At 57.0% G+C, this 21012-nt stretch carries 18 protein-coding genes; 6 read left to right on the forward strand and 12 right to left on the reverse strand.

The window, feature by feature from the left end:
- Positions 1 to 77: 77 nt before the first annotated feature.
- From AUC60_RS05555 to AUC60_RS05565, 3 genes are all read right to left on the reverse strand, one after another.
- On the reverse strand, positions 78 to 818 hold the full coding sequence (locus AUC60_RS05555) for an S-methyl-5'-thioinosine phosphorylase (RefSeq protein ID WP_087265095.1): 741 nt from the start codon (positions 816 to 818) through the stop codon (positions 78 to 80).
- A gap of 9 nt (positions 819 to 827) precedes the next feature.
- The gene (gene nagZ / locus AUC60_RS05560) at positions 828 to 1826 is read right to left on the reverse strand and encodes a beta-N-acetylhexosaminidase (RefSeq protein ID WP_193441845.1); all 999 of its coding nucleotides are present in this window, start codon (positions 1824 to 1826) and stop codon (positions 828 to 830) included.
- 86 nt (positions 1827 to 1912) lie between these two features.
- Positions 1913 to 2629 carry a TetR/AcrR family transcriptional regulator gene (locus AUC60_RS05565; protein ID WP_087265097.1) on the reverse strand — a complete coding sequence of 239 codons (717 nt, stop codon included), beginning with the start codon at positions 2627 to 2629 and terminating at the stop codon, positions 1913 to 1915.
- 247 nt (positions 2630 to 2876) lie between these two features.
- Between AUC60_RS05565 and lexA the strand changes: the two genes are divergently transcribed.
- Both lexA and sulA read left to right on the forward strand, forming a co-directional pair.
- Positions 2877 to 3485, forward strand: coding sequence for a transcriptional repressor LexA (gene lexA, locus AUC60_RS05570; RefSeq protein WP_087265098.1), 609 nt, complete (start codon positions 2877 to 2879; stop codon positions 3483 to 3485).
- Between the two features lie 9 nt (positions 3486 to 3494).
- Positions 3495 to 3965 (forward strand): SOS-induced cell division inhibitor SulA, encoded by a 471-nt coding sequence (gene sulA, locus AUC60_RS05575; protein WP_087265099.1) that lies wholly within the window; start codon positions 3495 to 3497, stop codon positions 3963 to 3965.
- An 8-nt stretch (positions 3966 to 3973) separates the two neighbouring features.
- On the opposite strand, the gene AUC60_RS05580 is transcribed toward sulA, so the two are convergent.
- The 7 genes from AUC60_RS05580 to AUC60_RS05610 form a co-directional block, all read right to left on the reverse strand.
- A complete protein-coding gene (locus AUC60_RS05580) occupies positions 3974 to 4207 on the reverse strand; it encodes a hypothetical protein (protein WP_027900631.1) in 234 nt (77 codons plus the stop codon).
- Positions 4208 to 4356: 149 nt separating this feature from the next.
- Complete coding sequence (locus AUC60_RS05585) at positions 4357 to 4878, reverse strand: DUF6586 family protein (RefSeq protein WP_087265100.1); 522 nt, start codon at positions 4876 to 4878, stop codon at positions 4357 to 4359.
- 265 nt (positions 4879 to 5143) lie between these two features.
- Positions 5144 to 7753: a type I DNA topoisomerase gene (gene topA, locus AUC60_RS05590; protein ID WP_087265101.1), complete on the reverse strand. Its 2610-nt coding sequence runs from the start codon at positions 7751 to 7753 to the stop codon at positions 5144 to 5146.
- Between the two features lie 114 nt (positions 7754 to 7867).
- Positions 7868 to 8104, reverse strand: coding sequence for a DUF1653 domain-containing protein (locus tag AUC60_RS05595; RefSeq protein ID WP_087265102.1), 237 nt, complete (start codon positions 8102 to 8104; stop codon positions 7868 to 7870).
- 102 nt (positions 8105 to 8206) lie between these two features.
- The gene (fadA, locus tag AUC60_RS05600; RefSeq protein ID WP_087265103.1) at positions 8207 to 9382 is read right to left on the reverse strand and encodes an acetyl-CoA C-acyltransferase FadA; all 1176 of its coding nucleotides are present in this window, start codon (positions 9380 to 9382) and stop codon (positions 8207 to 8209) included.
- A 21-nt stretch (positions 9383 to 9403) separates the two neighbouring features.
- Entirely contained in the window at positions 9404 to 11551 is a 2148-nt protein-coding gene (gene fadB, locus AUC60_RS05605; RefSeq protein WP_087265104.1) for a fatty acid oxidation complex subunit alpha FadB, read from the reverse strand.
- A gap of 585 nt (positions 11552 to 12136) precedes the next feature.
- Positions 12137 to 12574, reverse strand: coding sequence for a hypothetical protein (locus tag AUC60_RS05610; RefSeq protein ID WP_087265105.1), 438 nt, complete (start codon positions 12572 to 12574; stop codon positions 12137 to 12139).
- 109 nt (positions 12575 to 12683) lie between these two features.
- Between AUC60_RS05610 and AUC60_RS05615 the strand changes: the two genes are divergently transcribed.
- Complete coding sequence (locus tag AUC60_RS05615; protein WP_087265106.1) at positions 12684 to 13124, forward strand: universal stress protein; 441 nt, start codon at positions 12684 to 12686, stop codon at positions 13122 to 13124.
- A 272-nt stretch (positions 13125 to 13396) separates the two neighbouring features.
- Here AUC60_RS05615 and AUC60_RS05620 read toward each other — a convergent pair whose 3' ends face one another.
- Entirely contained in the window at positions 13397 to 15313 is a 1917-nt protein-coding gene (locus AUC60_RS05620; protein WP_087265107.1) for an ATP-binding cassette domain-containing protein, read from the reverse strand.
- Between the two features lie 215 nt (positions 15314 to 15528).
- Here AUC60_RS05620 and AUC60_RS05625 point away from each other — a divergent pair, with 215 nt between their 5' ends.
- Positions 15529 to 17457, forward strand: a complete 1929-nt coding sequence (locus AUC60_RS05625) for a transglycosylase SLT domain-containing protein (protein ID WP_087265108.1) — start codon at positions 15529 to 15531, stop codon at positions 17455 to 17457.
- Positions 17458 to 17865: 408 nt separating this feature from the next.
- Positions 17866 to 19020, forward strand: a complete 1155-nt coding sequence (locus AUC60_RS05630; protein ID WP_167384323.1) for a glycerophosphodiester phosphodiesterase — start codon at positions 17866 to 17868, stop codon at positions 19018 to 19020.
- A gap of 19 nt (positions 19021 to 19039) precedes the next feature.
- On the opposite strand, the gene gntR is transcribed toward AUC60_RS05630, so the two are convergent.
- Positions 19040 to 20056, reverse strand: a complete 1017-nt coding sequence (gntR, locus tag AUC60_RS05635; RefSeq protein WP_087265110.1) for an HTH-type transcriptional regulator GntR — start codon at positions 20054 to 20056, stop codon at positions 19040 to 19042.
- A gap of 414 nt (positions 20057 to 20470) precedes the next feature.
- Here gntR and AUC60_RS05640 point away from each other — a divergent pair, with 414 nt between their 5' ends.
- Positions 20471 to 20962, forward strand: a complete 492-nt coding sequence (locus AUC60_RS05640) for a gluconokinase (protein ID WP_087265282.1) — start codon at positions 20471 to 20473, stop codon at positions 20960 to 20962.
- Positions 20963 to 21012 lie beyond the last annotated feature (50 nt).

Raw genomic sequence — 21012 nt, forward strand, 5'->3', positions numbered from 1 at the left:
TCAGACACTGCGGTTTATCGTGAATATAGAGTCATCGTTCATCGCTAGCTAGCTCGGCTCCTACACAGTAAACATTGTCAAACCGCGCCCAGCACCCGCGCCAGCGTCGCCTTCACTTTACCCATCCCGTCATGCAAAGCCTGTTCAATTTCGGCCATGGTAATAACCGCTGACGATTTGCCTGCTGCCGGGTTGACCACTAGCGCCAGACAGGCATATTCCAGTTCCAGCTCGCGAGCAAGAGCAGCTTCCGGCATACCGGTCATGCCCACAATGTCGCAGCCGTCACGCTCAAGGCGACTGATCTCGGCCACAGTCTCAAGACGCGGCCCTTGAGTGCAGGCATAAACGCCGCGCTCGCTGAACTCACAACCCTCTGCCGCCAACGCCGCAACCAGACGCCCGCGCAGCGCTTCGCTGTAGGGATAGCTGAAGTCGATATGGGTTACTTGCTCCAGGTCATCGGCGAAGAACGTGTGCTGACGGCCGCTGGTGTAATCGATCAGGTCGTGGGGCACACAAAAATGTCCAGTGCCCATGGCCGGATGAATCCCACCCACTGCGTTGACCGCCAGAATGGCCTCAGCGCCAGCCTGCTTGAGCGCCCAGATGTTGGCCCGATAATTAACCTGATGTGGCGGAAAGCGATGCGGATGACCGTGACGGGCCAGAAACATTACTTCGCGACCGGCGTAGTCACCGATCTGAATCTCACCCGAAGGCGCACCGTAAGGCGTACTCACCGGCAAAGACTGACGAATGTTCAAGCCTTCAAGCTGAGTCAGCCCCGTGCCACCGATAATTGCGTAAACAGTCATGAAAAATCCTTAGTCGATCAATTGCGCAGCGCGCAACGCTTCAAGCGCGGCAAGCCAGCGCGGATGTTGACGATACTCGGTGCTGGCAAAAGCCTGACCGCGCATTTTGGCAATACGTGCCGAAGGCTTGACCTTGAGCCGTTGCGCTGCACTCAGTGCCAGCTCCGCAGCCGCCCGATCGTTGCAAACCAGCCCCATGTCACAGCCGGCGGTCAAGGCCGCCTCGATACGACTGGCAGCATCACCGACCACATGGGCGCCGGCCATGGACAGGTCATCACTGAAAATCACGCCGTCGAACTTCAGCTCGCCGCGCAAAATATCCTGCAACCAGCGCCGGGAGAAACCGGCGGGCTGAGGATCGACCTGCGGATAAATGACATGCGCGGGCATCACCGCCGCCAGTTGCTGGCTCAGCCGGGCAAACGGGACCAGGTCGTTGGCGCGGATCTGCTCCAGGCTGCGTTCGTCATTGGGTATCGCCACATGGGAGTCAGCCTCTGCCCAGCCGTGCCCGGGAAAATGCTTACCGGTCGCGGCCATGCCAGCGGCGTTCATGCCACGAATAAATGCACCCGCCAGCAACGCCGCACGCTCGGGATCACCCTCAAAAGAGCGCGTACCGACAACAGCGCTGCGCTGATAGTCGAGATCAAGCACGGGCGCAAAACTCAGGTCCAGGCCCACCGCCAGCACTTCAGTCGCCATCAGCCAGCCGCAATGCTCGGCCAGCACCTCGGCATTTGGCTGATGGGCAATAGAACGCATGGCAGGCAATCGCACAAACCCTTGGCGCAAGCGCTGGACGCGACCGCCCTCCTGGTCCACTGCCAACAGCAAATCAGGCCGTACCGCACGAATCGCCGCGCTTAACTCACGTACCTGTCGGGGATGTTCAATATTGCGGGCAAAAATGATCAGGCCGCCCACTTCGGGCTGACGCAGAAACTGGCGATCCTCGGCGGTCAACCAGGTGCCCGCGACATCCACCATCAAAGAGCCTTGCAGGCCAGAACTCATAAAAAAACACCATTGCCGATATCCAATCCGGGCAATGGTGCTTGATCATCGAGTCTGGCGCAATGCGCGAACAGTCAGGCCTTGGCAGTGCCGGGGATACTTGAGGTGCTTTTGGTGCGCGGCTTGAGCTGCGCAGCAATCATTGCAGTGTCGGTGACACCGGTTTCGGCCCGCATGCCAGCGGCCAGAAACGGCACCATCAGGCGCATGACCTGCTCGATGGAGGTGTTAACGCCAAAATCGGTTTCAGCGATCGCTCGCAATGCCTTGATGCCGGACATGCTGAACGCTGCAGCACCGAGCATGAAGTGCACACGCCAGAACAGTTCGATGGGAGGAATGCGCGGTGCCGCCTCATTGACCAGCACCATATAACGGCGGAACACCTTGCCGTACATGTCTTCGAGATAGCGACGCAAATGGCCCTGGCTCTGGCTGAACGCCAGACCGAGCAGACGCATGAAAATCGACAGATCGTTATTGCTGCGCGGCTGGACCACGAGTGCTTGCTCGACAAGCATCTCCAGCAGCTCTTCCAGCGTAGGTTTTTGATCAGGCTTGGCCTGACGACGCTCCAGCTCACGATCAAGGCTGATACAGAAAGGCCCGAGGAAGCGTGAGAAAACAGCCTGGATCAGCGCCTTCTTGGAACCGAAGTGGTAATTGACCGCCGCCAGATTGACCGACGCCTTGCTGGTAATCAGCCGTAGCGAGGTCTCCGCGAAGCCTTTTTCCGCGAACAACTGCTCGGCAGCATCAAGAATGCGTTCAACTGTTTCCGACTGGGCCATGGTTCTCTGCCTGACAAACACTTGTTTGAAACATACGTTTCAGACTATGTACCTGTCAAGCCCGTGATTCACCATAGCCCGACAGGGGCGTATTTAACCATATAAACCGTGGGCTGTAGCCATCCACATGGCCTTCCCTGCCCTTCTGCCCGATGACCTCGGAAATAAGTGAGAGAAAAGGACGATTGCCAACTCGCTCGCACTGTATATAATCCCAGTCACTGTATAAAAAGACAGAGCGATCAACATGATTAAACTGACGCCACGCCAAGCTGAAATTCTGGAATTCATCAAGCGCTGCCTTGAAGACAACGGCTACCCGCCTACCCGTGCGGAAATCGCTCAGGAGCTGGGCTTCAAATCGCCCAATGCAGCAGAAGAGCACCTTAAAGCCCTCGCCCGTAAAGGCGCGATCGAAATGACTCCAGGTGCTTCCCGGGGCATCCGCATTCCAGGCTTTGAAGCCAAGACCGAAGAAAGCGGCTTGCCGATCATCGGCCGGGTTGCGGCAGGTGCACCGATTCTGGCTCAGCAACATATCGAAGAATCTTGCAACATCAACCCTGCGTTTTTTCATCCAAGTGCCGATTACCTGCTAAGGGTGCAAGGCATGAGTATGAAAGATGTCGGCATTTTTGATGGCGATCTACTCGCTGTGCACACCACCCGTGAGGCCCGCAATGGCCAGATCGTGGTAGCACGCATTGGCGATGAAGTGACGGTCAAGCGATTCAAACGTGAAGGCAGCAAAGTCTGGCTGATTGCAGAAAACCCGGACTTCGCGCCCATCGAAGTGAATCTCAAGGATCAGGAACTGGTTATCGAAGGTTTGAGCGTCGGCGTTATCCGTCGCTAAGGAGACATCATGCAGTTCGTCCAGGCCCCGCAATCACAACTTCCGCTGTTTGAAGCATTTCTCGCGCAACCTATTGCGCCCATGCTCAAAGAGGCAGCGGCAACGTCATGGAACAACGAACCTGAGGTGTTCAGTGAGCTGTCATTGCGTGGTGCGGCCGGGAACTGCTTGAGCCTGCTGGCGCCAATCCTGCGTGAACTGAGCGAAGAATCTGACGCTCGCTGGCTGACCCTGATCGCACCACCATCCAGCCTTACACAACGCTGGCTGCGTGACGCCGGGCTGAATCGCGAACGGATTCTGTTGCTGCAACCACGCGGAACTCAGAGCGCATTTGAACTGACCCGTGAGGCGCTTCGCCTTGGGCGCAGCCACACGGTTGTCAGCTGGATCAATCCGATCAGTACAGGATTGCGTCAACAACTGATCAGCGCGGCAAAGATGGGTGACGCGCAGAGCCTGAACATTCGTCTGGGCTGAAACAAGCTTTAGTGAAGAACTCGCGGGCCGGTATCTTTTTCCAGCTCGCCTTCAGCCAGACGACCCGCCATCTGTACACCTACGCTCAGCATTGCCTTGGCGATTTCTACGTGTTGCCCTTGCAGAAACTCTTTGGCGTCAGCCGAGAAATCCAGCGTCACCAACGACCCTTCGTCATCGGCACGACGCAGCTCGATCCGACCGTCAGGTAGTTCCACAATTTCAAGAAACGATGTTGGCATCAGGGCAGTACTCCACGAAAGGCCGACATTGTAGCAGCCTGTCGACTCAGTCCCTAGGGCCTGTTCCCGTTTTATGACGAGCCGCGTTGCCGGGCCTTTTTGTCGCAGTAATCATAACCAGAAGGGTCTGGTCCGTGATTCAGTGCATTTCAGCACTCGCTCAGGCCTTCACGGAAGCGAATCGCCAGCCCTTTGAGCTGCTGACGCCAGCTTTCAAGCTCCTCGCGGGTCAATTCAGGCTCGGGCTCTTCATCAAGATTCACCGCCACGATCAGTGGCTGCGTCACATCGCCTTTTACTTTTTTGGGCGCACGCGGCGGTTCAAACAAGGCGTTATAAGCCGCAATCAGCTGAGCCAGCCAGGTTTCCCTGTTTTGAGCCAACTCGACCAGCTCAGCCATTTCCGGGATCGCCAGTGCATCCAGCACCTTCTGATTCAGGAGCAGTTCTGCGCGCGGCGCATTGGCCTCCGGCAAGCGGTAGTAACCGGCGATCTCATGACACAACCCCAGCAAAGCACCATACAAATGGAACAACGCGGACTCACGCTCCGCCTGCAACAGCGCCTGCGCGTTCATTGCACGGCCTTCCTGCGCCTTGCCCATGGACTCCAGGGCGAGCCCGGCGAAGTAAATCTTTTGATTGGTACGGGTGTAGAGTTCATGGGCCATGGCGGCAACCTCCGTAGCGATGAAATAAAGCCTGCACCAACATGAGTGCGGTGCAACCTTCCGAATTAACCCCAATCCTTTAGGGGCTCACGAGGTTACGAGGTCAGCGATGGCGGTGTGTCAGACAAACCGTAATCGCTGGCCTCGTAACCTCGGTGAGCTCCTACAGGTCCAATGTTTGCTGCATCCCAACAAAAACAAAGCCCTCGGCACGACCAGCATACCGAGGGCTTAGCATTCACGCATCAGGTCCGTTCAGACAGAATCAACGCTTGTCTTCGACCTTCCAGGCCTTGCCGTCGTAGAAAGCTTTCCAGCCAGTAGGCTTGCCTTCAACTTCAGTCTGAACGTACTGCTCTTTGGTCTTGCGGCTGTAACGGATCACAGCAGGACGACCATCCGGATCCTTCTTCGGCGCTTCGCACAGGAAGTGGTACTTCGGATCGATCTCGTCCCTGTGCGGTGCAATTTCCAGAACCAGCGGTGCGCGAGTTTCACGGTTTTTCGGGAACTGACTGGCCGCCAGGAACAACCCGGATGCGCCGTCACGCAGAATGTACGTGTCGTCGACCTTGTCACACTTGAGTTCTGGCATCTTCACCGGATCCATCTTCGGCGGAGCTGCATCACCACTCTTGAGCAACTTGCGGGTGTTCTTGCAATCAGGATTGGTGCAGCCAAAGAACTTGCCAAAGCGACCGGTCTTGAGCTGCATCTCGCTGCCGCACTTGTCGCACTCCAGGCTCGGACCTTCGTAACCCTTGATCCGGTAATTGCCCTCTTCGACTTCAAAACCGACGCAATCCGGGTTGTTACCGCAGATGTGCAACTTGTGCTTCTCATCCAGCAGATAAGCGTCCATTGCCGTGCTGCAAATGTGGCAACGGTGTTTGCCGAGCAGTACCCGGGATTCGGATTCACCTTCATCGTCTTCGGCGATTTCATCGCCCGGAGTCAGGTTGACGGTGGCCTTGCAACGCTCTTTCGGCGGCAGGCTGTAACCTGAGCAGCCGAGGAATACACCAGTCGAAGCCGTACGGATCTGCATCGGTCGACCACACACCTTGCACGGGATGTCGGTCATCACCGGCTCGTTAGCACGCATACCGCTGTCAGGCGCTTCCGCCACTTCCAGCTTTTTGCGGAAGTCACCGTAGAACTCATCAAGAACGTTTTTCCAGTCACGCTCGCCCTGGGCTACGTCATCGAGATTCTCTTCCATGCCGGCTGTGAAGCCGTAGTCCATCAGATTGGAAAAGCTTTCGGACAGACGCTCGGTCACGATGTCGCCCATTTTCTCGGAATAGAAACGGCGATTGTGCAATGCAACGTAGCCACGGTCCTGAATGGTCGAGATGATCGCCGCGTAGGTCGAAGGACGACCAATGCCACGTTTTTCCATCTCTTTTACCAGGCTCGCTTCCGAATAACGCGCAGGCGGCTTGGTGAAGTGCTGGCTCGGGTCAAGCTTGACCAGCTTCAGGGTTTCGCCCTGGGCCATGTCCGGCAATACGTCGTCATCGCCCGGCTTGGTCATCTGCGGCAAGGCGCGGGTGTAACCGTCAAACTTCAGGATACGGCCCTTGGCGCGCAGCTCGAAGGTGCCGGCCGCCACACTGACGGTGGTCGACAGGTATTGCGCCGGAGGCATCTGGCACGCCACGAATTGACGCCAGATCAGCTCGTACAGGCGCTCGGCATCGCGCTCCATGCCGCTCAGCTTGCTCGGATGCGTGTTGACGTCGGAAGGACGAATCGCTTCGTGAGCCTCCTGTGCGCCTTCCTTGCTGCTGTATACGTTTGGGGATTCCGGCAGGTATTTCTTGCCGAACTCGGCTTCGATGTAAGCGCGCGCCATGCTCACCGCATCAGCGGACAAGTTGGTCGAGTCAGTACGCATGTAAGTGATGTAACCCGCTTCGTACAGACGCTGGGCCATCATCATGGTTTTCTTCACGCCGAAGCCCAGGCGGTTACTCGCAGCCTGCTGCAGGGTCGAGGTGATGAAAGGTGCCGAAGGCTTGCTGCTGGTCGGCTTGTCTTCACGCTTGGCGATGCTGTAGCTGGAAGCCTTGAGCTTCTCCAGCGCCGCCATGGCCTGAGCTTCGTTCAGCGGCTTGAACGCCTCACCGTTTTCCCGAGCAACTTCGAAGCGCACATTGGCGCCCTTGGCGGTGCCCAGGTCAGCGTGTACTTCCCAGTACTCTTCAGGGTTGAACGCACGGATTTCCCGCTCACGCTCCACCACCAGCTTCACAGCAACCGACTGCACGCGCCCGGCGGACAAGCCACGAGCGATCTTCTGCCACAGCAGTGGCGAAACCATATAACCCACAACCCGGTCGAGGAAACGACGCGCCTGTTGAGCGTTGACGCGGTCGATGTCCAGCTCGCCCGGTTTGGAGAAGGCTTCCTGAATGGCTTTCTTGGTGATTTCGTTGAACACCACGCGCTTGTAGCGGCTGTCATCCCCACCAATGGCTTCGCGCAGGTGCCAGGCAATGGCTTCCCCCTCGCGGTCCAAGTCCGTTGCGAGATAGATGGTGTCAGCATCTTTGGCGAGCCGACGCAGCTCTTCAATCACCTTCTCTTTGCCGGGAAGGATTTCGTATTTTGCCTTCCAGCCATGATCCGGATCGACGCCCATACGGGCTACCAGTTGCTTCTTCGCCTTCTCTTTAGGCGTGAGCACCGGGCCTTCGCCAGCCGCGGCCTTGCCACGTTTGACGGGTTCTTTACTGGCGCTAGCCGAACCGCTGGTGGGCAGGTCTCGGATATGGCCGATACTCGACTTCACCACGTACTGGTTGCCCAAATACTTGTTGATGGTCTTGGCCTTAGCCGGGGATTCCACGATGACCAGCGATTTGCCCATGGATCAGAAAATTCCTGAATACTGAAAATGAAAGACGGTTGGAACCTGTCAAGGCCCCGCTATATATAGTGGCTACAAGATGAGGTCAAGCACGGGATAGTGATCGAACTCGCCTCACGGCCTGGAAAAGAGGCTCGGTTCGGCTTGAACCAAAGCAAAGCGCGGGACCTGCTCGCCGTCAACCTCGACGGACTCCTGGAACATGCTCAAGGGCCGCACCCACATCCCGAAATCGCCGTACAGCGCTTGGTAAAACACCACTTCTTCTTCGGTTTCGGAATGCCTAGCAACACTGAATACGCGGTACTCGGGGCCTTTGTAATGGCGATAGAGCCCTGGCTGTAAATTCATGTTGCTGTCCTCGCAAAAAAAACTGAAAAACTTTTCCGGAATGGCTTTTACAAAAATACAAAAGCCGGGGCACCTGGCCCCGGCTCGCATCAAACAAACGCGTCAGACGCGTTCGAAGACGGTAGCAATACCCTGCCCCAAACCGATGCACATTGTTGCAACACCCAGATTGGCGCCATTTTGCTTCATGACATTAAGCAAAGTGCCGGAGATACGAGCGCCGGAGCAACCAAACGGGTGACCCAGGGCGATGGCACCGCCGTGCAGGTTAACCTTCTCATCCATCTTGTCGAGCACTTTCAAATCTTTCAGCACGGGCAAGGCCTGTGCAGCGAAAGCTTCGTTGAGCTCGAAGACGTCGATATCAGCGATGCTCAGACCGGCACGTTTCAAGGCTTTCTGGGTCGCCGGAACCGGACCATAACCCATAATTGCCGGATCCACACCTGCCACAGCCATCGAGCGAATCACCGCCAACGGTTGAATACCGAGGTCCTGAGCACGCTGGGCGGACATCACGATCATGCACGAAGCACCGTCGGTGATTTGCGAAGACGTGCCCGCCGTCACAGTACCGCCTTTCGGGTTGAAGGCTGGTTTCAAGGCCGCGAGGCTTTCCAGAGTGGTCTCGGGACGGATGGTTTCGTCGTAGTCGAAGACCTTGAGGAAACCGTTCTCGTCATACCCCTGCATCGGGATAATCTCGTCCTTGAACTTGCCTTCCAGCGTGGCCTTGTGGGCCAGGCGGTGGGAACGCACGCCAAAGGCATCCTGCTGCTCACGGGTGATGCCGTGCATTTTGCCGAGCATTTCTGCGGTCAGGCCCATCATGCCGGATGCCTTGGCGGCATACAGCGACATGTGCGGGTTTGGATCAACGCCGTGCATCATGCCGACGTGGCCCATGTGCTCGACGCCGCCGACCACAAATACATCGCCGTTACCAGTCATGATTGCCTGGGCGGCAGTGTGCAAAGCACTCATCGACGAGCCACACAGGCGGCTGACCGTCTGCGCTGCCGAGGTGTGCGGGATCTGCGTCAGCAACGAAGCCATACGCGCAATGTTCCAGCCCTGCTCCAGGGTCTGGTTGACGCAGCCCCAGATCACGTCTTCAACTTCGGCCGGATCAACCTTGTTGTTGCGCTCCAGCAATTTGCTGATCAGGTGCGCGGACATGTCTTCAGCGCGGGTGTTGCGGTGCATGCCACCCTTGGAGCGGCCCATGGGTGTGCGACCGAAGTCTACAATCACCACATCTCTTGGATTCAAACTCATACATTCACTCCTGAAAGGCGCTTAACCGAAGAAGCTCTGGCCGTTCTTGGCCATCTCACGCAGCTTCGCAGTCGGGTGGTACAGAGCGCCCAAATCAGCATATTGATCGGCCAGGGCAACAAATTCAGCGACACCAATGGAATCGATGTAGCGCAACGCACCGCCACGGAACGGAGGGAAGCCGATGCCGTAGATCAAGCCCATGTCAGCTTCAGCGGCCGTTTCGACAATGCCGTCTTCCAGGCAACGCACGGTTTCCAGGCACAACGGGATCATCATCCAGTTGATGATGTCATCGTCGGACACTTCGCGCTGTTCGTAGACAATCGGCTTGAGAACTTCGAGCACCGCAGAGTCGGTAACTTTCTTCGGCTTGCCCTTCTTATCGGTCTCGTAAGCGTAGAAACCTTTGCCGTTCTTCTGGCCCAGGCGCTTGGCTTCATAAAGAGCATCGATAGCAGAGCGACGGTCATCCTTCATGCGATCCGGGAAGCCTTCAGCCATGACATCGCGACCGTGGTGGCCGGTGTCGATACCGACAACGTCCATCAGATACGCAGGGCCCATGGGCCAGCCGAATTTCTCCATGACTTTGTCGATGCGGACAAAATCCACACCGGCACTGATCAGTCGGGCGAAACCGCCGAAATACGGGAACAGCACGCGGTTGACCAGGAAGCCTGGGCAATCGTTGACCACGATCGGGTTCTTGCCCATTTTCTTGGCATAGGCCACGGTGGTGGCAACTGCCAGCTCACTGGACTTCTCACCGCGAATCACTTCAACCAGCGGCATCATGTGCACCGGGTTGAAGAAGTGCATGCCGACAAAGTTTTCCGGACGCTTGAGGGCTTTGGCCAGCAAGCTGATGGAAATGGTCGAGGTGTTGGAGGCCAGAATCGTGTCATCGCCCACTTGAGCTTCGACCTCTGCCAATACCGCCTGCTTGACCTTCGGATTCTCGACAACGGCTTCGACCACCAGATCGACATTGCCAAAATCGCCGTAAGACAGCGTCGGCCGGATCGCATTCAGCGCTTCAGCCATTTTGGCTGCGGTCAGACGGCCTTTTTCAACACGGTTGCCCAGCAACTTCGAGGCTTCGTTCAGACCCAACTGAATGGCGTCTTCGCGGATATCCTTCATCAGGATCGGCGTGCCTTTGGAAGCAGACTGATAGGCAATGCCACCGCCCATGATGCCAGCGCCCAGCACGGCGGCTTGCTTCACGTCTTTGGCGACTTCGTCGTAGACCTTGGCTTTGCGCTTCAGCTCCTGATCGTTCAGGAACAGGCCAATCAGACTCTGCGCCGCAGAAGTCTTGGCCATTTTGACAAACCCGGCGGCTTCGATTTCCAGCGCCTTGTCACGACCAAAGTTGGCCGCTTTCTGAATGGTCTTGATCGCTTCGACCGGCGCCGGATAATTCGGGCCAGCCTGCCCCGCAACGAAACCTTTGGCGGTTTCGAATGCCATCATTTGTTCGATAGCGTTGAGTTTGAGTTTTTCCAGCTTCGGCTGACGCTTGGCCTTGTAGTCGAACTCGCCAGAAATCGCGCGCTTGATCAGGTCAATCGCAGCTTCCTGAAGCTTTTCCGGAGCGACCACGGCGTCGACTGCACCCACTTTCAGGGCGTCTTCAGCACGGTTTTCTTTGCCAGAGGCAATCCACTCGATAGCGTTGTCGGCACCGACGATACGCGGCAGACGAACCGTACCGCCAAAACCGGGATAGAGACCCAGCTTGACTTCGGGCAGGCCGATTTTGGCGCTGCTGGACATCACGCGATAGTCTGCGGCCAGGCACATTTCCAGGCCGCCACCCAGGGCGATACCGTTGATGGCCACCACTGTCGGCACACCAAGGTCTTCGAAATCACTGAAAATCCGGTTGGCTTCCAGATTGCCAGCCAGCAGTTCTGCGTCCGGCAACTTGAAGTTGTCGACAAACTCAGTGATGTCGGCGCCGACGATGAACACGTCCTTGCCGCTGGTGACAATCACGCCCTTGATGGAGCCATCGGCTTTGATGGTGTCCACAGCCTGACGAAGGTCATTGAGGGTGAGACGGTTGAACTTGTTGACGGACTCACCCTTGAGATCGAAATTCAATTCGACGATGCCGCTCTCAAGAGCCTTAACCGTGATGGCTTTACCTTCGTAAATCATCAACTGATCTCCACGATATGGAAGCTGAACAATACACACCGGACGCTGAAATCTGGCGCGACTACGACGTTATCGTCGGTGAAACGCCAAATCTTCAGGCACACCCGTCGATGCGGTAGCCGGGATCTGTAAGAACTGTCTTACTACCAAACGCTCAATTCATACGCCCGTTTGATTTGGGTGCGCCTACCTTCATGCAAATCCAGCAGTTTGTCAATTCGACGAATCACCCACAAATGCGGGTCATCCCATAAAGCATCGCACGTCCAAGAGCGTGCAAGCCCAGCGTGATCAGGCTCTATTCACTGTGTTTATCGGCAGAAAGCGAACAACCCCCATGAAGGTTTTGCACCGAAGAGGGTCACGCATGAAAATAAATACAAGAAAGCGCGACAAATGAGAGCAAAGAGTCTACATTCAGCGCACGACGGCACGAGACTAGCCTTTCAGGGTTCGCTGACTGCATGAGTCACACGCTTTGGGCATTGCACCGCAAAGCGCTACAGAATTACCGGCCTGCCTGGCCAACCCGAGCCCGATGTTGTTATCGGGCTTTTTAATGCCTGAAATTTGAGCTGACGAGCATCAAGCCAACGCTTTCAGCACTGCAGCAATACGCTGTAACACCTCTGCTTCGCCCTGCTCGCCCCAGCACAGAGTGATCATTTGCTGATCCGCTTCGACCTTGTACACATCAGCTGGCAGGGTATTGAAGTGCACGAGCAAACCAGCATCTTCACAGGGCTCGCGCCACTGATTGAGCCAAACACCGGGCTCTGTCTGCCAATACGCCCACACGGAAGGTTTGCTGCTGCGTCGCGGTCGGTGGTATTGCGCGCACGGGCTTGGCGGTTGCCTGGAGAGCCAGTGCGGCCAGTCCTGCGCGGAGAGCTGCATCGCCAGCCCCATCCGCCGGGCTTCCATCCGCAGAGCCATTCTGCCGCCCTGCTGACGGGACGGCCGCAGCCAGACCAATGGGCTGAGCATCACGCCAACGATTGACAGAATTATCCAGAACGTCATATTGCTTGCTGCCTTTTATACGCTAACCCATTGATGAAGATAATGGCCTGCCCAGATCGGGCTGAAAGAGCCATACTGAACGCATCGCAACCTTACGGAGGACTTCCTCATGAAGTATGAACACGTTCTGGTCGCCGTTGACCTGACTGACGAGTGCAACCCTGTCCTTTCCCGCGGTCGCGAAATTGCCGAGCGCAACGGGGCCAAATTGTCGCTGGTTCATATCGTCGAGCCGATGGCCATGGCCTTTGGCGGCGACGTGCCGATGGATCTCTCGCAACTTCAACAGCAGCAATTTGATCAAGCGAAAGAGAAGCTTGCCGCGCTGAAGGCTCAATATCCCGATACTAATATTGGTGAGGCTCATTTGGTGTATGGCCAACCCCGCCAGGAAATTCACGAGTTGGCGATCAAGGAAAAATGCGACTTGATCGTTGTTGGCAGCCACGGTCGCCATGGTCTGGCCCTGTTGCTCGGCTCAACCGCCAATGACGTATTGCATGGCGCACCTTGTGATGTACTCGCAGTGCGGTTGAAAAAAGCAGAGTGATCCAACCGCAGGGTTAATGAGCGCATCTTCTGTCCGTGCCATGGCGCTGTTTCGCCACGAACATCGGACTGTAGGAGCTCACCGAGGTTACGAGGCCAGCGATCGCGGTTTGTCTGGCACTCCGTCATCGCTGGCCTCGTAACCTCGGTGAGCCCCTACAGGTTTGGGGGCAACTCAAATAACTTGGATGTTATTTGGAAAACGCCTTCCCACTTGCGCCACACAATAAAAAGCCCGGAGCAATGATCCGGGCTTTTTATTTGCCTTGAGTATCAGGCGTCCAGCTCGGCCCAGCGCTCCAGCAAACCGTCCAGTTCGGCCTGACGGTTTTCCAGTTGAGCCAGCACCGCAGCAGTTTGCTCGGCAGGACGCTGGTAGAAGCCAGGTTCGGCCATTTCGGCAGTCAGAGCAGCAATCTGTGCTTCGGTTTCGTCGATCTGCTCTGGCAACGCCTCAAGCTCACGCTGCAATTTGTAGCTGAGTTTTTTCTTGGCACTCGCCACCGGTATTTCCTTGGCTTCAACCGGCACAGCCTCAACCACGGCAGTGGCCAGTTCGGCTTTGCCAGACTTGGAATCAGTGACACCGAGCAGTTTTGGTGAGCCGCCCTGACGCAGCCAGTCCTGATACCCGCCAACGTACTCGCGGACCTTGCCTTCGCCTTCGAATACCAGGGTGCTGGTCACGACGTTGTCAAGGAATGCCCGGTCGTGACTCACCATCAGTACGGTGCCCTTGAAGGTCAACAGCACTTCTTCAAGCAGCTCGAGGGTTTCCACGTCCAGATCGTTGGTCGGTTCGTCGAGGACCAGCAGGTTGGCTGGCTTGCTGAACAGCTTGGCAAGCAACAGACGTGCACGCTCACCACCTGACAACGCTTTCACCGGTGTACGGGCACGTTGCGGGCTGAACAGGAAATCGCCCAGGTAGCTCAGTACGTGACGACTCTGGCCATCGATGTCGATGAAGTCGCGACCTTCGGCGACGTTATCGATAACGGTTTTTTCCAGATCCAGTTGATGACGCAACTGGTCGAAGTACGCAACGTCCAGACGTGTACCGACTTCAACCGAGCCATTGGTTGGCTGCAGGTTATCGAGCATCAGCTTGAGCAATGTGGTCTTGCCGGTACCGTTGGCACCCAGCAGACCGATGCGGTCTTCGCGCTGCAGGACCATGGAGAAGTCCTTGATCAGCATCGGGCCGCCCGGGTGAGCGAAGCTGACGTTGTCCAGAACCATGACCTGCTTGCCGGATTTGTCGGCCGTATCCAGCTGGATATTGGCCTTGCCGGTACGCTCACGACGCTCGCCACGCTCGACGCGCAATGCCTTGAGGGCACGCACACGGCCTTCGTTACGAGTGCGACGCGCCTTGATGCCCTGACGGATCCAGACTTCTTCCTGAGCCAGGCGCTTGTCGAACAACGCGTTGGCGGTTTCTTCGGCAGCCAGCACGGCTTCCTTGTGAACGAGGAAACTGGCGTAGTCGCCGTTCCAGTCGATCAGACCGCCACGGTCCAGTTCAAGGATGCGGGTCGCGAGGTTTTGCAGGAAAGAACGGTCGTGCGTGATGAACAGCACGGCGCCCTGGAATTCCTTGAGCGCGTCTTCCAGCCAGGCAATCGCGCCGATGTCCAGGTGGTTGGTTGGTTCGTCGAGCAGCAGCAGATCCGGCTCGGATACTAGCGCCTGGGCCAGCAACACGCGACGACGCCAGCCACCGGACAACTCGGCGAGCGTCTTGTCGGCTGGCAATTGCAGGCGACTCAGCGTGCTGTCAACGAGTTGCTGCAAGCGCCAGCCGTCACGGGCTTCGAGGTCTTGCTGAACGTGCATCAGCTTGTTCAGGTCTTCCTCGGTGACGCAGTTCTGCGCAAGATGGTGATACTCGGCCAGCAAGGCGCCCACACCGTCCAGGCCTTCGGCCACCACGTCGAACACTGTCCGGTCGTCGGCTACTGGCAATTCCTGGGGCAATTCGCCGATTTTCAGGCCTGGCGCACGCCAGACTGCACCGTCATCGGGCTTCTGTACGCCTTTGACAAGCTTCAACATGCTGGACTTGCCAGTACCGTTACGACCGATGATGCACACCCGCTCACCACGGGCGATCTGCCAGGATACCTTGTCCAACAACGGCATAGCGCCGAACGCAAGGGACACATCGCTGAATTTGAGCAGGGTCATGAGCTTCTCCAAAAACCGGGGGCGCATTCTACCTGAGATAGAAGCCATATGTCGGGTTTCAATGACAGGCGCACTGTCTGGAATGCACAACCGCGCGCCTTTAGTCGTCTTCATTTGTTTCCAGTTGCAAACCCTCGGTCTGCAACGCTTTCAACCGGAGCTGGCAAAAGGCTAAGCTAGCGACACTTTTCACGATTCATCTGCTCGGAAGTCTCATGCGCAGTCGCTTGTTCAGCCTTTTTTCCTGCATGCTCCTCTCTGCTACTGCGGCTCAAACTGTTTACGCCGCAGATCTCAACCAACAGCGTCAGTATTACGATGTGGCCAAAAGCGCTTTGGCCAAAGGCGATACCGGCCCCTATCGGGCCTATGCTGCGGCACTCGCGGATTATCCTCTCGAGCCATATCTGGCTTACGACGAGCTCACGGCCCGCCTGAAGACCGCGAGTAATCCGGAGATCGAGAAATTCCTCGCTGAGCACGGCGACCTGCCACAAGCCAACTGGATGAAATTACGCTGGTTGCGTTGGCTGGCAGAACGGGGCGACTGGGCAACATTCGTCAAGTATTACGATCCGAAGATGAATTTCGTGGAGCTCGACTGCCTGTATGGCCAGTATCTGTTAGGCCACGGCAAGAAAGCCGAAGGTTACGCCAGCGCTGAAAAGCTCTGGATGACGGGCAAAAGTTTGCCTGCCGCGTGTGACGGTTTCTTTGCCCAATGGGCCACTGACGGGCAACTCCCGGAACAGAAACGCTGGCAGCGAGCCAAGCTCGCCGCACAGGCCGGCAACTATCCTTTAGCGACCACGCTGGTTAACAGCCTCAACAGCCTTGCACCACAGGGCAAGTTGCTGCTGGAAATCGCTAAAAAACCGGAGATGCTCAACAATCCGGCGCAGTTCTCCCCTGTCGACGAAGCGATGTCCGACGTTGTGGGCCTGGGCCTGCGCCGCCTGGCCAAGCAAGACCCGCAGAAAGCCATGGAAATGCTCGACGGTTATTCGGCAAAGATGCACTTCTCCCATGAGGAGCAAGTGCAGATCGCCAAGGAAATCGGCCTGACTCTGGCACGCCGTTACGATGGCCGCGCGCTTGAAGTCATGACCAAGTACGACCCGGACCTGCGAGACAACACAGTCACCGAATGGCGTCTGCGCCTGCTGCTGCGCCTCGGTCGCTGGGAAGATGCCTACGAACTCAGCCGTCGCCTGCCCAAAGACCTGGCCGACACCAATCGCTGGCGTTATTGGGAAGCCCGCTCGCTGGAGCTGGCCCAACCGCACAGCCCGCTGATCCCGGCCCTCTATAAGGACGTCGCCAAGGAGCGTGACTTCTATGGCTTCCTGGCAGCAGACCGGACGCAGAGTTCTTATCAGATCAACAACAAACCGTTGGTGCTCAGCCAGGCGCTGATCAACAAGGTTCGCAACACACCGGGTGTACGTCGGGCGCTGGAGTTCCATGCTCGCGGGCAAATCGTCGACGGCCGCCGCGAGTGGTACCACGTCAGCCGACACTTCAATCGTGATGAAATGGTTGCCCAGGCCAAGCTGGCCTACGACTTGAAATGGTACTTCCCGGCCATCCGCACCATCAGCCAGGCGCAGTACTGGGACGATCTGGATATCCGCTTCCCAATGGCACACCGCGATACGCTGGTCCGTGAAGCCAAGGTTCGCGGCCTGCACTCAAGCTGGGTGTTTGCGATCACACGGCAGGAAAGTGCCTTCATGGACGATGCCCGCTCGGGTGTTGGCGCAAGCGGTCTGATGCAATTGATGCCTGCCACCGCCAAGGAAACTGCGCGTAAATTCAGCATCCCGCTGGCTTCACCGCAGCAAGTGCTGGACCCGGATAAGAATATCCAGCTTGGCGCAGCCTATCTGAGCCAGGTCCACGCCCAATTCAATGGCAATCGGGTGCTCGCTTCCGCTGCTTATAACGCAGGCCCCGGGCGCGTCAGGCAGTGGCTCAAAGGTGCCAATCACCTGGCCTTTGATGTTTGGGTAGAAAGCATTCCGTTCGACGAAACCCGTCAGTACGTGCAGAACGTCCTGTCCTACTCGGTGATCTACGGCCAGAAGCTCAACTCGCCACAGCCGCTGGTGGACTGGCATGAACGGTTCTTTGATGATTTGTAAGTAACCGACGCAATGCCCGATGCCAGTCAGCTCACCCTGACTGGCATTTTTGTTTGCAGCGCCGGACTTCATTGCGCTGCAACAAAAGGCTGATCAACTGGGGATTGTTTTCTGGCTCGCCAGCTTCCTGCATATCCAGAACCCGCACCGAACCTGTAGGAGCTGACGAGCAGCGCGAGGCCGCGATGGCGGTGGATCAGACAGGACGCTTTCGCGGCCTCGTGGTGCTCGTCAGCTCCTACAGAAATAACGGCATTCAGCTAGCTTCCGGTAACGACATCAACAGTCACAGAACGACGCAGCACTTGCCGGGTGAATAAGAGGCTGCTAAAGCTCTGCATCAGGTTTTGCAGGCAATGATCGACCGGATCACCAATGATCACAAAAAGAAGGATTATCGACACCATGCTGAAAGGAATTTCAAAAACGCTGCTCCTCAAGACGCCCTTGAGCAGCCTTCTGACCGGCAGCATGCTGGCGGGCTTGATGATAGCCTCAGCACCAGCAATCTCGGCCGAAGCGCCGGGCAAAGCGCTGAGCGCAAAAATCGGCTTGCCGTGGCCCGCAGTGATTGCCCATCGCGGCGCTTCCTATGACGCCCCGGAAGAAACCATCCCTGCGTACACAGTGGCTCGGGACCTGGGCGCGGACTATCTGGAAATGGATATTCAGCGCACCAAGGATGGTGTATTGATCGCACTGCACGATGACACCCTGGAGCGCACGACCAACATCGCGCAAGTCTTTCCCAAGCGAGTCAAAGACCCGCTGAACACCTTCACTCTGGATGAAGTAAAGCAGCTTGATGCGGGCAGCTGGTTCAACAAGGCTCACCCGGACCGCGCGCGGGAAGCCTACACAGGCCTGCAGATTCTGACGCTGGAAGAAGTGATCGATATCGCTGAAGGCGGCAAGAACAAGCCAGGCCTGTACATCGAAACCAAAGCGCCGAGCCAGTTTCCCGGTATCGAAGCGGACCTCAAAAAAGTGCTCGCCAAGCGCGGCTGGCTCAACACCCGCCCCGCCGCTGCCCCAGGTTACGTAAACGTCGCGCAAATGCCCGGCCGTGTGGTTCTGCAAACCTTCGAGAAACCAAGCCTGGTGCTGTTGCAGAAAGAAATGCCGCAGGTGCCGAAGGTACTGTTGCTGTGGATTGGCAAAGGCTCTATCGAACCCGAATCCGATGTCACCTTCGCAGACTCAGGCGCTAAAGACAAAGCCACTTACTATGGCGCTCAGAAGCCGAAAACCCAGGAAGAGTTCGTCGCCTGGGTTGATTGGGCCAAGGCGCACGGCGCAATCGGTACCGGTCCTTCAGCGAAGCTCACTAACGGTGGCGATCAGAGCTACATGGACCTGGTCAAGCCGTGGATGAACAACGTAACTCATGAGAAAGGCATGGTTGTGCATCCCTACACCGTAGATGACGAAGTTGACTTCAAACAAATCAGCCAGGACGGCGTCGATGGTTTCTTCACCAATCGCACTTCGGAATTGCTGAAGTTCTACGGTCGCCCAGCCAAAGAAAGCATGGAAAACATCCTCAAGCGCAACGGCTACTGATAAGCCACACAGCTCCTACTCAAGAGCTTTCGCGCACCACCAGCTCAAACCCCAGGTCCACCTGGGGTTTCTGCGCGACACCATCGATCAGGCCCAACAACAGTTGCGCGGCGCGCTGCCCGACCTCCTGCCGCGGCGTAGCGATAGAGGTCAGACGCGGCACCATGTGCGCCGATCCGGGCAGATCATTGAAACCCACCAGAGACACTTGCTGCGGAATACTGATACCGCGACGCAAGGCCTCCAGCGCTGCGCCTTGCGCAAGGTCATCGTTGCAGAAAAACACCCCGTCTACATCCGGGTGCTCCGTCATCAACTGCATGAACAACTCGGCACCCAGCGCGATTGACGAAGGCTGCGGCGTCATTACCTGCAAGGTCGGATCGTAGAGGCCTCGCTCCTCCAGGACCTGACGAAACCCCTCGCCACGCTGCATGACACGCGGGTCGAGTTGGGCTGCGATGTACGCCAGTCGTTTACGGCCGCGCCCCAAAAGATGCCGTGCCGCCTCCGCGCCCGCCAGGGCCTGCGAAAAACCTACACAGTAAGCCGCGCGCAGGGGATCCAGCTCCATCATGTGCACACAGGGCACACCGCTCGCGACCAGCAGCTGACGCAAAGCCGGAGTGTGATCAAAGCCGGTGAGCAGCAACCCTCGCGGCCTGTTTACCAAGTGGTTGCGCAGCAGGTTCTCTTCTTCTTCCGGAGAGTAATGGTAATTGCCGATCACGACGTCCAGACCTCGTGGGCGCAGGACGTTCTGAATCGCTTCCAGCGTTTCGATAAACAACTGGTTCGACAGCGACGGCACCAGCACCACGACGGTCTGGCTTTGCGAAGACGCCAGAGCCCGCGCTGCCGGATTGGCGACATAGCCCAGTGCAAGCGCCGCGGCGCGAACTCTTTCTACGGACTCGGGGGCAACGGTACTGACTCCGCGCAACGCGCGGGAAGCGGTAATGGGCGAAACGCCAGCCTGGCGTGCAACTTCGTTGAGGGTCGGACGGCCAGTAGAGCGGGAACCAATGCGTGTCATGCGTTGCCAACTACATAAGGATGAGCAGGCAGACCGCGTGAGAACGTAGCGAGCGATGACAAGACAAGGCAAAAACAGTCGAAAAAGTGAAGTCCAGGTGTTCTAAATGAGCATTTTTCGACTGTTTTTAACATCGGGTTGTCGAGCGCAGTAGTTATCACGCTATCTGCAAGGGGTTGCCAAAGGCATCTAATGGGCTCTAAGGTAGCGCTGTCTCATCGACCCTGCCAATGCTTTCAGTCATTTTATTGACTTGGAGTAACGTCCGATGATGACCGATGCATTCAAAACAATGACAAGAACTGGACCCAGCTCTTGCTGTTCTTATGTTCTAGCCGACAAAGACAGCGCTGTCTCCAGCTAAGGTGGCCTACTGTGACAACTGCGAACTCTGCTATTTCCGCTTTGGTGATCATGGGCGTTTCGGGCTGCGGCAAAAGTGTCGTAGGTGCTGAAATCGCTGGCAAAAGCGGAGGCCGCTTGATCGAAGGCGACGCCTTCCACCCTCCCGCAAACATCAAGAAGATGAGCGACGGCCACCCTCTCAACGACGAGGACCGTGCTGGCTGGCTGGAAACGCTGGGCCAGGAGATGGCCAAAGCCCTGAGCAATGGCGAACGTCCAGTCCTGACCTGCTCCTCCCTCAAACTCATTTATCGCGAACGCCTGCGTAAAGCTGTGCCTGGTCTAGGCTTTGTATTTCTGGAGTTGACCAAGGAGATGGCGGTAGAACGTTGCTCCCACCGCCCGGGTCACTTCATGCCAGCCAGTCTGGTCGACAGTCAGTTCGCAACGCTCGAGCCGCCGTATGGCGAGGACAAAACGCTTGTGGTTGATGCTGGCCAGTCAGTCGACGACATCAGCACTCAAGCGGCGAACTGGTGGAAAGCGTCCATAGCCAGCTAAAGGCGTGAGCGCGAAAGACAGCGCTGTCTTGCATAGAAATGTGCTGAAAA

The sequence above is a fragment of the Pseudomonas caspiana genome, from assembly GCF_002158995.1.
GTDB lineage: Bacteria > Pseudomonadota > Gammaproteobacteria > Pseudomonadales > Pseudomonadaceae > Aquipseudomonas > Aquipseudomonas caspiana.

Coding starts and splice junctions, on each gene's coding strand:
- AUC60_RS05555 (WP_087265095.1), bottom strand. CDS start 818: ATGACTGTTTACGCAATTATCGGTGGCACGGGGCTGACTCAGCTTGAA.
- AUC60_RS05565 (WP_087265097.1), bottom strand. CDS start 2,629: ATGGCCCAGTCGGAAACAGTTGAACGCATTCTTGATGCTGCCGAGCAG.
- lexA (WP_087265098.1), top strand. CDS start 2,877: ATGATTAAACTGACGCCACGCCAAGCTGAAATTCTGGAATTCATCAAG.
- sulA (WP_087265099.1), top strand. CDS start 3,495: ATGCAGTTCGTCCAGGCCCCGCAATCACAACTTCCGCTGTTTGAAGCA.
- AUC60_RS05580 (WP_027900631.1), bottom strand. CDS start 4,207: ATGCCAACATCGTTTCTTGAAATTGTGGAACTACCTGACGGTCGGATC.
- AUC60_RS05585 (WP_087265100.1), bottom strand. CDS start 4,878: ATGGCCCATGAACTCTACACCCGTACCAATCAAAAGATTTACTTCGCC.
- topA (WP_087265101.1), bottom strand. CDS start 7,753: ATGGGCAAATCGCTGGTCATCGTGGAATCCCCGGCTAAGGCCAAGACC.
- AUC60_RS05595 (WP_087265102.1), bottom strand. CDS start 8,104: ATGAATTTACAGCCAGGGCTCTATCGCCATTACAAAGGCCCCGAGTAC.
- fadA (WP_087265103.1), bottom strand. CDS start 9,382: ATGAGTTTGAATCCAAGAGATGTGGTGATTGTAGACTTCGGTCGCACA.
- fadB (WP_087265104.1), bottom strand. CDS start 11,551: ATGATTTACGAAGGTAAAGCCATCACGGTTAAGGCTCTTGAGAGCGGC.
- AUC60_RS05610 (WP_087265105.1), bottom strand. CDS start 12,574: ATGACGTTCTGGATAATTCTGTCAATCGTTGGCGTGATGCTCAGCCCA.
- AUC60_RS05615 (WP_087265106.1), top strand. CDS start 12,684: ATGAAGTATGAACACGTTCTGGTCGCCGTTGACCTGACTGACGAGTGC.
- AUC60_RS05620 (WP_087265107.1), bottom strand. CDS start 15,313: ATGACCCTGCTCAAATTCAGCGATGTGTCCCTTGCGTTCGGCGCTATG.
- AUC60_RS05625 (WP_087265108.1), top strand. CDS start 15,529: ATGCGCAGTCGCTTGTTCAGCCTTTTTTCCTGCATGCTCCTCTCTGCT.
- gntR (WP_087265110.1), bottom strand. CDS start 20,056: ATGACACGCATTGGTTCCCGCTCTACTGGCCGTCCGACCCTCAACGAA.
- AUC60_RS05640 (WP_087265282.1), top strand. CDS start 20,471: ATGGGCGTTTCGGGCTGCGGCAAAAGTGTCGTAGGTGCTGAAATCGCT.